The organism is Pseudomonas sp. GW821-FHT01A09 (assembly GCF_058986725.1).
The window spans coordinates 87,661-100,990 of the sequence record NZ_JBYSWB010000016.1 but is presented as its reverse complement, the minus strand read 5'-3'; the positions used below and the strand labels follow the sequence as shown (position 1 = coordinate 100,990).

The following is a 13,330-nucleotide window of genomic DNA, read 5'->3' as shown; positions in this document are numbered from 1 at the left end:
TAGGATTCGCGCATCTCAAATCGCCCGTTCCCCCTATCGGAACCTGAACACCCTATGTCATCGCGTAAATTTGGTCTCAACCTTGTGGTGATCGTGGCAATCGCCGCGCTGTTCACCGGCTTCTGGGCCTTGATCAACCGTCCGGTGTCAGCACCCGACTGGCCGGATCAGATCTCCGGATTTTCCTACTCGCCGTTCCGCCTGGGGCAGAACCCGCAAAAAGGCGTGTACCCGTCCGACGAAGAAATGCGTCAGGACCTCGAACAAATGAGCAAACTGACCGACCACATCCGTGTGTACTCGGTCGACGGCAGCCAGGAAGACATCCCGCGCCTGGCCGAAGAGTTCGGCCTGCGCGTGACCCTGGGGGCGTGGATCGGCACCGATCTGGAGCGTAACGAGCGGGAAATCGCCAAAGTCATCGAGCTGGCCAACAGTACTCGCAGCGTCGTGCGCGTCGTGGTGGGCAACGAAGCGCTGTTTCGCAAGGAAGTCACGGTCAAGCAGTTGACCGACTATCTCGATCGTGTCCGGGCCGCCGTCAAGGTGCCGGTCACCACTTCCGAGCAATGGCACATCTGGGAACACAATCCGGAGCTGGCCAAGCACGTCGACCTGATCGCCGCGCACATCCTGCCGTATTGGGAGTTCATCAAGGTGGGCAATGCCCAGCAGTTCGTGCTCGACCGCGCCCATGAGCTGAAAAAGATGTTCCCGAAAAAGCCGCTGCTGCTCTCCGAAGTGGGCTGGCCGAGTAATGGCCGCATGCGCGGTGGAGCCGATGCATCGCCTGCGGATCAGGCCATTTATCTGCGTAATCTGGTCAACACCCTCAATCGTCGCGGCTACAACTACTTCGTGATCGAAGCCTACGACCAGCCGTGGAAGGCCAGCGATGAAGGCTCGGTGGGCGCGTACTGGGGCGTGTTCAACGCCCAGCGCCAACAGAAATTCAATTTCGAAGGCCCGATCGTCGCCATTCCGCAGTGGCGGGTCCTGGCGATCGGCTCGGCGGTGTTGGCGACCTTGGCCCTGGCGTTGATGCTCATCGACGGCTCGGCGCTGCGCCAGCGCGGTCGCACCTTCCTGACGTTCATCGCCTTTCTGTGCGGCTCGGTGCTGGTCTGGATCGGCTACGACTACAGCCAGCAATACAGCACCTGGTTCAGCCTGACGGTGGGCTTCCTGCTGGCGCTCGGGGCGTTGGGAGTGTTCATCGTGTTGCTGACCGAGGCCCACGAACTGGCCGAAGCGGTGTGGACCCACAAGCGCCGTCGGGAATTCCTGCCCAACGAGACCGACAGCGCCTATCGTCCCAAAGTCTCGATCCATGTGCCGTGCTACAACGAGCCACCGGAGATGGTCAAACAGACCCTCAACGCCCTCGCGGCCCTGGATTACCCTGACTTCGAAGTGCTGCTGATCGACAACAACACCAAGGACCCGGCCGTCTGGGAGCCGGTCAAGGCACATTGCGAAACCCTCGGCCCGCGCTTCAAGTTCTTCCACGTTGCGCCGCTGGCCGGCTTCAAGGGCGGAGCCCTCAACTACCTGCTGCCGCACACCGCAAAGGATGCCGAGGTGATCGCGGTGATCGACTCCGATTACTGCGTACATCGCAACTGGCTCAAGCACATGGTGCCGCACTTCGCCGATCCCAAGATCGCCATCGTACAGTCCCCGCAGGACTATCGCGATCAGGACGAAAGTACCTTCAAGAAGCTCTGCTACTCCGAGTACAAGGGCTTCTTCCATATCGGCATGGTCACCCGCAACGACCGCGATGCGATCATCCAGCATGGCACCATGACCATGACCCGCCGCAGCGTCCTCGAGGAGCTGGGCTGGGCCGACTGGTGTATCTGCGAGGATGCCGAGTTGGGCCTGCGGGTGTTCGAAAAGGGCTGGTCCGCTGCGTATCACCACGAGAGCTACGGCAAAGGCCTGATGCCGGATACCTTCATCGACTTCAAGAAACAGCGGTTCCGCTGGGCCTACGGCGCCATCCAGATCATCAAGCGCCACACCGCCAGCCTGCTGCGCGGCAAGGATACCGAGCTGACCCGCGGCCAGCGTTATCACTTCCTCGCGGGCTGGCTGCCGTGGGTGGCCGACGGCATGAATATCTTCTTCACCGTCGGTGCGCTGTTGTGGTCGGCGGCGATGATCATCGTGCCGCATCGGGTCGATCCGCCGTTGATGATCTTCGCGATTCCGCCGTTGGCGCTGTTCGTGTTCAAGGTCGGCAAGATCATCTTCCTGTACCGCCGCGCCGTGGGCGTCAACCTCAAGGATGCATTCGCCGCAGCGCTGGCCGGCCTGGCGCTGTCGCATACCATCGCCAAGGCGGTGCTGTACGGCTTCTTCACCACCACCATCCCGTTCTTCCGCACGCCAAAGAACGCCGACAGCCATGGCTTCTGGGTGGCCGTTTCGGAAGCCCGTGAAGAGCTGTTCATCATGCTTTTGCTGTGGGGCGCGGCGGCCGGTATCTGCCTGGTGCAGGGCCTGCCGAGCTCGGACATGCGCTTCTGGGTGGCGATGCTGCTGGTGCAGTCGCTGCCGTATCTGGCAGCGTTGATCATGGCGCTGTTGTCGGCGCAACCTCGTCCGCTGCTGCAGGTGGAGCCGGCTGAAGCCAAATAATGCTGGCCAGGTGTTCGGGGAGCGCAACGCTCCCCGGAGCACGGATCACAGATAGATCAATTCGATAGTCGCCTTGCCATCGAGCAGCACTTCACTGGTCAGCGTCAGCTCGCTGGCGGGTGCCACCACCACAAAATGGTTCAAGCCGAAGCGGGCATTCTTGATAGGGACAGGGCCGTTGCCGGAACCGCTTTTGCTGGTGAACCCCAGCAAACGCCCGTCATTGGGGATGGCGCTTGGCTCGTCTCCAGCATAATCCCACTGCTGGCCGCGGGCGTCGCTGTAGGTGGTGTATACCGCCATGCCATCTATCGTCGATAGATCAGGGTGCACCTCCACGTAATGTGCGCCGATTTTCTCGCCGCGGTCCGTCAGCCCCAAACCATACGCCGAGTCATACCAATGGTTACCGACACTGCCGGCACGGTCATCGACCCCGCGGACACCGAACAGGGTGGCAGCATCGCAGCTGATATCGAGGGTGCTGAGGCGCTTGCGATCGAGCAGGGTAGCGGTGTGACGTTCAAGTTCAGTGACCTTGATCTCGCCGAAATCCACTGAATGGTCGCTCAAGGTCGGATAACAGGCGCCGGGGGTGATCTTGCCCACCACGCTGAATTCCACGGCAGACGAAGCCAGCGCAGCGGTACTGCACAAAAGGCTGGCGGCAAACAACGGGATTATCGCTTTCATATCTTTTCATTCCTTTACCAAGACAAGAGGGAGGGACACTTGCGCATCCCGACCCGCATACTGCCGGGAGTGCGCCTCCCAGGTGAACCGGGACACAGCTCCCCGGCAGACCAACTGGCGCCTGCGCCCTACCCCGATTTGCTTTAAGATAGCGGCCTTTATGCGCCCTCGATCCTGCTTTCGGAGTCTTTCCATGACGGCCCCCGCCGACCTGTCCCCCACCCTGCAACTTGCCTGCGACCTTATCCGTCGCCCTTCGGTGACGCCAATCGATGCCGACTGCCAGAAGCTGATGATGCAGCGCCTGGGCGCGGCCGGGTTCGCGCTGGAGCCTATGCGCATCGAGGATGTCGACAACTTCTGGGCTCGCCATGGCAATACCGAGGGCCCGGTGCTGTGCTTCGCCGGCCATACCGATGTGGTGCCGACCGGCCCGGTCAGCGCCTGGCAGGTCGAGCCGTTCAATGCCCTGATCGATGAACAAGGCATGCTCTGCGGCCGCGGCGCTGCCGACATGAAGGGCAGCCTGGCGGCCATGGTGGTGGCGGCCGAGCGCTTCGTGGCCGACTACCCCGACCATCGCGGCGCAATTACCTTTCTGATCACCAGCGACGAAGAAGGCCCGGCCCATCACGGCACCAAGGCCGTGGTCGAGCGCCTCAAGGCGCGCAACGAGCGGCTGGACTGGTGCATCGTCGGCGAACCGTCGAGCACCACCCTGGTCGGCGATGTGGTCAAGAACGGCCGCCGCGGCTCGCTGGGCGCGACCTTGACGGTGCGCGGCAAGCAAGGCCACGTGGCCTATCCGCACCTGGCGCGAAACCCGATCCACCTGGCCGCTGCGGCGCTGGCCGAACTGGCCGCGGAACACTGGGACCACGGCAACGATTTCTTCCCGCCGACCAGCTTCCAGGTCTCCAATCTCAATTCGGGTACCGGCGCCACCAACGTCATCCCGGGTGAACTGACGGCGATCTTCAATTTCCGCTTTTCGACCGAGTCCACGGTCGAAGGGCTGCAGCAGCGCGTTGCCACCATCCTCGACAAGCACGGCCTGGACTGGCACATCGACTGGGCGCTGTCCGGCCTGCCATTCCTCACCGAACCGGGTGATCTGCTGGACGCCGTATCGGCCAGCATCAAGGCGGTTACCGGCCGCGATACGCAACCATCGACCAGCGGTGGGACTTCCGATGGCCGCTTCATCGCCACCATGGGCACCCAGGTGGTCGAACTGGGCCCGGTCAATGCCACCATTCACCAGGTCGACGAACGCGTGCTGGCCAGCGATCTCGACGTGCTGACCGAAATCTACTATCACACCTTGATCAAGTTGCTCGCCTGATGCTCACCTGCCCCCTCTGCACGGCCATGCTCGCCAAGGCCGAAAACGGCATGGTCTGCCCCAGCGGCCATCGCTTCGACCGCGCACGCCAGGGTTACCTGAATCTGCTGCCGGTACAGCACAAGAACAGCCGCGACCCAGGCGACAACCTGGCGATGGTCGAGGCTCGCCGCGACTTCCTCAACGAGGGTCATTACGCCCCCGTTGCCGCGCGCCTGGCTGAACTGGCGGCCAAACGCTGGCCGCAACGCTGGCTCGACATCGGCTGTGGCGAGGGTTACTACACCGCGCAAATCGCCGAAGCCCTGCCCCGCTCCGACGGTTACGCCCTGGATATCTCACGCGAAGCGGTCAAGCGCGCCTGCAAACGCGCGCCTTCGGTCAACTGGCTGGTGGCGAGCATGGCCCGTGTGCCCTTGGCCGATGCCAACTGCCAGTTCATCACCAGCGTATTCAGCCCACTGGACTGGAACGAGGCCAAGCGCCTGCTCAGCCCGGGCGGCGGCCTGATGCGTGTGGGCCCGACCAGCGGTCACCTGATGGAACTGCGCGAGGCTTTATATGATGAAGTGCGCGAATACATCGACGACAAACACCTGGCCCAGGTGCCGGCCGGCATGCAGCTCGATCACAGCGAAACCCTGACCTTCAAGCTCAAGCTGATCGACGGGCCATCGCGTGCCAATCTGCTGGCCATGACGCCTCACGGCTGGCGTGCCAGTGCCGAACGTCGTGCCGCAGTGATCGAACAGGCCAAGCCGTTCGTGGTCACTGTTTCCATGCGATACGATTATTTCGTCGCACACTAACTCCTGCTTCAGCGAGCCCTGCCATGCGCCAACCGGATATCGAGATTTACCTCAAGGACGCCGACGTCGACCACAAGGCCATTACCGCCTGGCTCGAAGCCGCCCTGGGCACCTGCAGCGAGTGGGTGCAAAAAGGCCACACCTGGAAATGCCGTGCGGGTGCCGTACCGGTGACCTGGCTGCCCAAGGCCGTGGGCAAGTGGAACAGCCTGTTCCTTGAAAGCGACCAGACGCCCTGGGACGACGACATCGCCTGCGCCCGCGCCGCCTACGCCGCGCTGCAGGTCGAAGTCCGCTGCGCCCCTGGCACCTGGGTCGAGGAAGAGGGCGAAGACGACGCCGACCGCTGGATCCGCATCAGCGCCGATGGCGAAGAAGAAATCACCTGGCGTACCACCTGATCGCCCTTTGCGCGGCGCACGCCTTGCGCCGCGAAATTTCCTACATTGCCCTTCCCACAAGAGCATCAACCAGTGGGTGTGCGACGCCCTCAGTCTGGCCGTCCGGCAGCCCGCCGGCTGAGCGCTTTTTTGCCCAAGCGGGCCTGATAGGTCACACTGACAAGACCGAGCCCGCGCTCAATCCATCACGCAGAAGCCGTATGACCCGATCACCGCTGCGCCGTCTCTTCTTTGGTACCCTGCGCCGATTGCTATACCTGTGGGTCCGTTCCGAGACCATCAACCAGTCTTCGTTCAACCTCAACCTGGACCGCAGCCGGCCTACGTTCTACGTGCTGCAGTCGCCGTCGGTGAGCGATCTGGCGGTGGTGGATCGCGAGTGCACCAAGGCCAACCTGCCACGCCCGGTCCTGCCGGTAGCGGTCGGCACGCAGATGGAGCCGATGGCCTATTTCTACCTGACGCCGGCCCCCGACTGGCTGGGCCGGCAGGATAAACGCGGGGCGCCGCCGACCCTCGAACGGCTGGTCAAGACGCTGATCGAGGACAGCAGCCAGGACGCGCAGATCGTACCGGTCAGTGTGTTCTGGGGGCAGTCGCCCGCCAGCGAGTCGAGCCCCTGGAAGCTGCTGTTCGCCGACAGCTGGGCAGTCACCGGGCGGCTGCGCCGGTTGGTGACCATCCTCATTCTCGGGCGCAAGACCCGGGTGCAGTTCGCCGCGCCCATCCAGCTGCGCGAACTGGTCGGCCACAACAAGGGCCAGGAGCGCACCGTACGCCTGGCCCAGCGCACCCTGCGCGTACACTTTCGCAATCAGAAGACCGCCGTCATTGGCCCGGATATCTCCCACCGGCGCAATCTGGTCAAGGGCCTGGTCCACGATCCGCTGGTCCGCCAGGCCATCAGCGAGGAAGCCGAACGCCAGAACATCCCGCTCGCCAAGGCCGAAGCCCAGGCGCTGCGCTATGGCAACGAGATCGCCTCGGACTATACCTACACCGCCATCCGCTTCCTCGAAGTGGTGCTGAGCTGGTTCTGGAACAAGATCTACGATGGCGTCAAGGTCAACCATATCGAGGGGGTGCAGGACATCGCCCAAGGCAACGAGATCATCTACGTGCCCTGCCACCGCAGCCATATCGATTATCTGCTGCTGTCCTATCTGCTGTTTCGCAACGGCCTGACCACCCCGCACATCGCCGCCGGCATCAACCTCAACATGCCGGTCATCGGTGCGCTGCTGCGCCGTGGCGGAGCGTTTTTCATGCGCCGCACCTTCAAGGGCAACCCGCTCTACACCGCGGTGTTCAACGAGTACCTGCACACCCTGTTCACCAAGGGCTTTCCGGTGGAGTACTTCGTCGAAGGCGGGCGCTCCCGTACCGGGCGCATGCTGCAACCGAAAACCGGCATGCTGGCGATCACGCTGCGCAGCTTTCTGCGCTCCTCGCGCACGCCCATCGTCTTCGTACCGGTGTACATCGGCTACGAGCGCGTACTCGAAGGTCGCACCTACCTGGGCGAATTGCGCGGGGCGAGCAAGAAGAAGGAGTCGATTTTCGACATCTTCAAGGTCATCGGCGCGCTCAAGCAGAAGTTCGGCCAGGTGGCGGTCAACTTCGGTGAGCCGATCAGGCTGGCAGAGTTTCTCGAACACGAGCAGCCGGGCTGGCGCCAGCAGGAGCTGGGGCCGCAGTTCAAACCCGAGTGGCTGAACGCGACCACCCACCGCCTGGGCGAAACCGTGGCACGCCATCTCAATGAAGCGGCGGCGGTGAACCCGGTCAACCTGGTGGCGCTGGCACTGTTGTCCACCTCGCGCCTGGCGCTGGATGAACGAGCCCTGGCTCGGGTGCTCGACCTGTATCTGGCCCTGTTGCGCCAGGTGCCCTACTCGCCGCATACCACGGTGCCCGAGGGTGACGCGCGCAGCCTGATCGAGCATGTCAAAAGCATGGACCTGCTGGCCGAACAGGCCGATGCGTTGGGCAAGATCTACTATCTGGACGAGCAGAACGCCGTCCTGATGACCTACTACCGCAACAACGTGCTGCACATCTTCGCCCTGCCGGCGCTGCTGGCGAGCTTCTTCCAGAGCTCATCGCGGATGAATCGCGAGCAGATCCTGCGCTACACCAAGGCGCTGTATCCGTTTTTGCAGAAGGAGCTGTTCATTCGCTGGGACCTCATGGAGCTGGACGCCGTGGTCGATCAGTGGCTGGCGGCGTTCGTCGAGCACGGCCTGCTGCGCCTGGAGAACGACCTGTACCTGCGCCCGGCACCGAGTTCGCGGCACTTCGTGCTGCTGACATTGCTGTCGCGCACCATCGCCCAGACGCTGCAACGCTTCTACATGGCCATCGCTTTGCTGCTCAACGCCGGCCAGAGCAACCTCACCAGCGAGGAGCTCGAAGAGTTGTGCACGGTCATGGCTCAGCGCCTGTCGATTCTGCATGGCTTGAACGCTCCGGAGTTCTTCGACAAGAGCCTGTTCCGCCACTTCATCCAGAGCCTGCTGGACGTCGGCGTGGTACGCCGCGGCGAAGACGGCAAGCTCAGCTACCACGAGATGCTTGGCGAACTGGCCGAAGGCGCGGCCAAACGCGTGCTGCCCCCGGACATACGCCTCTCTATCCGCCAGGTCGCCTTGCACCGTCACGAGGACGCAGCCGACCTGGCCATCATCGACTCGCCTTGAAGCCCGAGGCGAGTGGCTTTCACCCCGTATAAGGAAGACGCTTTGAAACGACTCACCCTCGCCCTTTTGGGCACCTTGCTCAGCGCCTGCGCCAGCATGCATCCGGCCCCGTCACACCAGCTCAACGGCGAAGTGTTCTACCTGCAGCGTTCGGCACTGCCGCCGACCGCGATCCTCAGCGTGACGCTGCAGGATGTGTCCCTGGCCGATGCCCCGGCCGTGGTGCTGGCGCGCCAGAGCGGGCCGGTCAACGGCCAGGTGCCTCTGGCGTTTCACTTGCCATACGATCCGGCCAAGGTGCAGTCTGGCCATCGCTATGCCGTGAGCGCGCGCATCGAAGTGGACGGCAAACTGCTGTTCATCAGTACCGAGCACAATGGGGTCAAGCTCGATGGCACTGACCCCGTGCCGCTGCGTATTCGCGTCGATGCCTTGCGCTGACCCGATTCGGCCCTCTACAACAGCGATCGCAGGGCGCCTGCGATCCCGTCACTCTGAAAGGATGTTGCCCATGATTCGTCGCACCGCCACCGTCGCCGGCCTCTGCGCTGGCCTGCTCATTTGCGCCAATGCCTTTGCGTTGTCGCTGTCCAGCCTGTCCCAGGGCGATGCCAATGGCGGCCTCAAGGATGCCCTGACCCAAGGCGCCCAGGTGGCGGTCAAGGAGCTCGGCGTACCAGGTGGTTTCAGCAACAACAAGGACGTACGCATCGGCCTGCCCGGCAAGCTGGGCAAGGTCGCCGACAAGATGAAAATGCTTGGCATGGGCAGCCAGGTCGACTCGCTCGAAACGAGCATGAACCAGGCCGCCGAAGCGGCGGTGCCTCAGGCTCAGGCAATCCTGGTGGATGCGGTCAAGAACATGAGCGTGACCGATGCCAAGGGTATCCTTACCGGTGGCAAGGACTCGGCCACGCAGTACCTCAACACCAGCAGCCGCGACAAGATCCGCGCCAAGTTCCTGCCGATCGTCAAGCAGGCCACCGACAAGGTCGGCCTGGCGCAGCAGTACAACAGCTTCGCGGGCAAGGCGGCCGCCTTGGGCGTGGTCGATTCCAAGGATGCCAATGTCGAGGGCTACGTCACCGAGAAGGCCCTGGACGGGCTGTTCAAGATGATTGCTCAGCAGGAAGAAACGATTCGCCAGAATCCGGCCGCGGCGGCGACCAGTCTGGCCAAGAAGGTGTTTAGCGCGTTGTAAGCCGATGCAGGTGGCGCTACCCGTCGCGGGTATAGCCACCCTTACTCAGACCGCCGCAAGGGATCGTCTGATAATAGGAACACCCAACGCTTCAGGCACCGGTAGAGCCGTTTTATGCAAGTCTAGAAAGGCAGAGCTCAATATCTTGGCGCGTTCAATTCATGAATGGATAGAGCGTTATGCACGTTGCCTCCGCCACCTCGCACACAATTTCCTACCAGCCAGATTCCCCACCTCCCATTCCCGCCTCTGCTACGGCGCGCCTACCGAATGCGCTTCAAGCCCTCAATCTTGCGAATCAGCAATCATTGGCTGAATTTTGCCAGGCCAAATTCTCGAACATCTGCAACCTTGCAAACGACTCATCGCAGATGTCTCTCGTCATGGCCAACCACCTGACTACTTTGCTGCAGATCGCGGAGGATGCGGGCGCAGGTGACAAATTCTCTGTGGTGCGCGAACTGACCAATAACCTGTTAGGCAGCGTCACGAGAGATGATCTCCACTTGGCTCAGGACGCGGTCAAGGCCATAACCGGCAGGTTCGACAGCCATCTTGATCATCTCGCAAATACGCCGTTGGACAGGGCGCTGAATGACCTCGAGCTTTCCTACCACAAGGCATCGCATGCAAACGGCGCAATGGGCCACGCCAGAGAGATGAGAAGCGATGTGAGCCACTTCTTCGCCGATGACCCCAACAAGGAATTGGCACAGATGCTGGCGTATTTCCATGACCATGTGCAGATCCTCGACGCCCATGGCATGGGTGTCGGCAACAGCGAACATTGGGGCCTCAACGAGATCGCGACCGCCGCCGCGCTGGCCACTGTCGCCGATGCCGCAGGCGCTACGCCCGAAGCACAGGCTGCGCTGCTCAAAGTGGCGGGGGCAGTGATTCCATCCGGCACCGCCTTCAGCTTCTTGATGGGTGCCGCAGGTCCGGAGAAAGCGGGGCTGGGAACGACCATCGAAAGCATGCTGCGTGGCAATACCTTGCCGGCACAGCGGGGTGAAGCGGCGGACGACCTCATCGCCATGTCCTATACACTGTCCATCTGCGATACCCAGCGCAACAACCTGGCGGGCCTAGCGCGCCCGACCGACGAATCGATACACAAGCAGGCACCGCAAACCTACACGCTGTTGCAAAACTGCGCGGCAGACGACCCCGCAGGGTTTGGTGCAACGTTCTTTCAGGATAACGGCAACTTGAGCGAAGCCGGCCTTGCCCTGTGCAGCAAGTTGACCAGCACTGTGGATGTATTCAAGGAATTCCCGCCGTTCACGCTGGCGACACCCCCGTTCGAGGAAGGCGAACTGAACAATCCCCTGAGTGCGCAGTTCGATGCCAACAACCTGACGCCTGAGCGACGGGATAGGGCGATCTATCAAATCATCGAAAATAACGGCACGTTCGGTTCTAGCGATGTTGCCGCTGATATCGAGTCGTTCTGCCAAACCTTCTCGCACCCGGTCCTTGATAAAATCCAATCGGCACCGCTGCTGGAAGACCCGAAGGTTACTTTCGGGGAAGCCTACAAGACGATTGCCGCCCGGCTGCAAAACGAACAAATCGAAGGCACCCGACTGAACATCCTTATCGCGGAAATGAGCGCCATGGGCGGATCCGTCCCTCCCCCTGAAACAACGCTCAGGGCTTGAGCGCCTTTTTCGGATAGATGTCATACCGACTGGATTTACCCTCCAGCGCATGACCCGGCTTGGGCCCCTCGATGCACGGCGCCTTGCGCGGTCGCTTGACCACTACCCGGTGGCTGGCCAGCGCCAAGGCGGCTTCGAGCAACGCCGGGGCATCCATGTCATCGCCCACCAGTGGCCGGAACAGGCGCATCTCCTTTTTCACCAACGCGCTCTTGTCGCGATGAGGAAACATCGGATCGAGGTAGATCACCTGGGGCGGCTCTTGCTGCCAGCCGCGCATCAATTCGATGGCGTTACCGGTCAGCAAGCGCATCCGCGCAACGATAGCGCCCACCTCTTCATCGCCCACCGCACGGCTCAGGCCGTCTTCGAGCAAGGCAGCGATGATCGGCTGGCGCTCGATCATGCTCAGGGTGCAGCCGAGGCTGGCCAGCACGAACGCATCCTTGCCCAGCCCCGCGGTGGCATCCAGCACCTGCGGGCGAACGCCCGGTTGAATACCGACCGCCTTGGCGATCATCTGCCCGCTGCCACCGCCGAACAGCCGCCGGTGGGCCACCGCGCCCTCGACGAAATCCACACGCACCGCGCCCGGCGCTTGCGGGCCCAGTTGCTGCAACTGCAGCCCCTGCTCGGTGGCTTGCAGGGCGAACTCAGGGTCATCGAGTTGCAGCGGCAAGCCCAGGCGTTGGGCCCACTGTTCGGCCTGTGGCTGACAAACGGCACTCAGCGCCTGCACCTGGATTCGGCTCGGGGCCTGGGGTTCTGACATGAATCGCTTTCTCGAAAAAAAATTAAAAGATCGGCCAGCGCCGCCGATAAGCATTGTGTCCGGGTATTTTGCCCCAGAATCCAGCGCCTCGCGGTCCCGACTGCCATGACCCAACTCCAATCCAACGCCATTGGTTATCTGTCGCCCTTCAACGACTTTAACCTGCACAACACCCAGGCACTGGGCGGCGTCAGCCATCTGTGGCAAGACTTCTTTGCCCGGGCAATGGCGGATCAGGGCGGCGAGGATACCGCACTGGGGGCCTACAGCGCAGAGCCTGCGGTGAGCAGCGAAGGCGAACCGATCACCGGCAGCCAGATCCTCGAGCAGATCGTCAGCCAGCGCCAATGCAACGTCCAGGACACCGAAGTACGCCCGCCCGAGCCGCTGTTCCTGCCGATCGCCGAGTTCGATCTGGACCTGCTGCCCACCCCCGCCACGCCGTTCAGCAGCAGCGAAATCGTCGCTCAGCAGACGCATCTGGACACCGATGTCAGCTGGCGCCGCCCGCTGGTGATGAGCCAGGGCCAGGCACTGCCCGAGCCGAGCCAGGGCCCTGCGCCACGTCCGCTGTTCCTGCCGATCGCCGAATTCGAAACCGACCTGCTGCCCGCCGCACCCGCCCCCTTCGACGCCGCCACCCTGGCCAAACAGCAAAGCGAACTGGATTTCGACCAGCGCTGGGCGCGCCCGGTGGTGCTCGAGAACCTGCGCATCGCCGCCTGATTTCTTGTGGCGAGGGGGCTTGCCCCCGATGAGGTATGTCAGCCACCTGATAGGCCACTGACCCACCGCGATCGGGGGCAAGCCCCCTCGCCACAGGTTGGTGCGTGAGCACTGTTTCGGGGCGCAGATATTCTCACCCAATCTGGTGCTACCCAACAAAACCGCGCCCTCCAGCGAGTTGGCACAACTCTCGCTTGTCACTTGCCGTGCAGGAGTCATCACAGGTTCGCGGCACTACAATTTGCAATGGCTGACTAGGGTTCCGGCTCGCTGATCGCGAGTGACTGGTCCGAGAGTCGGCGACCTCCAGTTGAGGTTACACGGCGGGATAAAAGCCCGGGAGACGGCACACCTTCATTGGTGTCGCGAGGCCT

General features: G+C 62.5%; 11 protein-coding genes and 1 riboswitch. Of the genes, 9 read left to right on the top strand and 2 right to left on the bottom strand.

Annotation, left to right across the window (positions count from 1 at the left end; all coding sequences use genetic code 11):
* Nucleotides 1–54 precede the first annotated feature (54 nt).
* On the top strand, nucleotides 55–2,646 hold the full coding sequence (locus AC3WJP_RS18630; RefSeq protein ID WP_493722040.1) for a glycosyltransferase: 2,592 nt from the start codon (nucleotides 55–57) through the stop codon (nucleotides 2,644–2,646).
* Nucleotides 2,647–2,691: 45 nt separating this feature from the next.
* Here AC3WJP_RS18630 and AC3WJP_RS18625 read toward each other — a convergent pair whose 3' ends face one another.
* A complete protein-coding gene (locus tag AC3WJP_RS18625; protein ID WP_493722039.1) occupies nucleotides 2,692–3,339 on the bottom strand; it encodes a DUF1120 domain-containing protein in 648 nt (215 codons plus the stop codon).
* A 193-nt stretch (nucleotides 3,340–3,532) separates the two neighbouring features.
* Here AC3WJP_RS18625 and dapE point away from each other — a divergent pair, with 193 nt between their 5' ends.
* The 7 genes from dapE (at nucleotide 3,533) to AC3WJP_RS18590 (ending at nucleotide 11,458) form a co-directional block, all read left to right on the top strand.
* Nucleotides 3,533–4,684 carry a succinyl-diaminopimelate desuccinylase gene (dapE, locus tag AC3WJP_RS18620; RefSeq protein WP_493722038.1) on the top strand — a complete coding sequence of 384 codons (1,152 nt, stop codon included), beginning with the start codon at nucleotides 3,533–3,535 and terminating at the stop codon, nucleotides 4,682–4,684.
* Complete coding sequence (locus tag AC3WJP_RS18615) at nucleotides 4,684–5,493, top strand: putative RNA methyltransferase (protein WP_493722037.1); 810 nt, start codon at nucleotides 4,684–4,686, stop codon at nucleotides 5,491–5,493. The genes dapE and AC3WJP_RS18615 overlap by 1 nt, the downstream gene beginning before the upstream one ends.
* A gap of 23 nt (nucleotides 5,494–5,516) precedes the next feature.
* Entirely contained in the window at nucleotides 5,517–5,894 is a 378-nt protein-coding gene (locus tag AC3WJP_RS18610; protein WP_493722036.1) for a hypothetical protein, read from the top strand.
* A gap of 200 nt (nucleotides 5,895–6,094) precedes the next feature.
* Nucleotides 6,095–8,593, top strand: a complete 2,499-nt coding sequence (plsB, locus tag AC3WJP_RS18605; RefSeq protein ID WP_493722035.1) for a glycerol-3-phosphate 1-O-acyltransferase PlsB — start codon at nucleotides 6,095–6,097, stop codon at nucleotides 8,591–8,593.
* Between the two features lie 42 nt (nucleotides 8,594–8,635).
* The gene (locus AC3WJP_RS18600; protein WP_493722034.1) at nucleotides 8,636–9,034 is read left to right on the top strand and encodes a YbaY family lipoprotein; all 399 of its coding nucleotides are present in this window, start codon (nucleotides 8,636–8,638) and stop codon (nucleotides 9,032–9,034) included.
* Nucleotides 9,035–9,104: 70 nt separating this feature from the next.
* Nucleotides 9,105–9,794, top strand: a complete 690-nt coding sequence (locus tag AC3WJP_RS18595) for a DUF4197 domain-containing protein (protein ID WP_493722033.1) — start codon at nucleotides 9,105–9,107, stop codon at nucleotides 9,792–9,794.
* A gap of 179 nt (nucleotides 9,795–9,973) precedes the next feature.
* Nucleotides 9,974–11,458, top strand: a complete 1,485-nt coding sequence (locus AC3WJP_RS18590; RefSeq protein WP_493722032.1) for a hypothetical protein — start codon at nucleotides 9,974–9,976, stop codon at nucleotides 11,456–11,458.
* On the opposite strand, the gene AC3WJP_RS18585 is transcribed toward AC3WJP_RS18590, so the two are convergent.
* On the bottom strand, nucleotides 11,448–12,230 hold the full coding sequence (locus AC3WJP_RS18585; RefSeq protein ID WP_493722031.1) for a class I SAM-dependent methyltransferase: 783 nt from the start codon (nucleotides 12,228–12,230) through the stop codon (nucleotides 11,448–11,450). The genes AC3WJP_RS18590 and AC3WJP_RS18585 overlap by 11 nt on opposite strands.
* A 105-nt stretch (nucleotides 12,231–12,335) precedes the next feature.
* Between AC3WJP_RS18585 and AC3WJP_RS18580 the strand changes: the two genes are divergently transcribed.
* On the top strand, nucleotides 12,336–12,956 hold the full coding sequence (locus AC3WJP_RS18580) for an energy transducer TonB (protein WP_493722030.1): 621 nt from the start codon (nucleotides 12,336–12,338) through the stop codon (nucleotides 12,954–12,956).
* 243 nt (nucleotides 12,957–13,199) lie between these two features.
* A riboswitch (guanidine-I (ykkC/yxkD leader) is annotated at nucleotides 13,200–13,301 on the top strand.
* The last annotated feature ends 29 nt before the right edge of the window (nucleotides 13,302–13,330 follow it).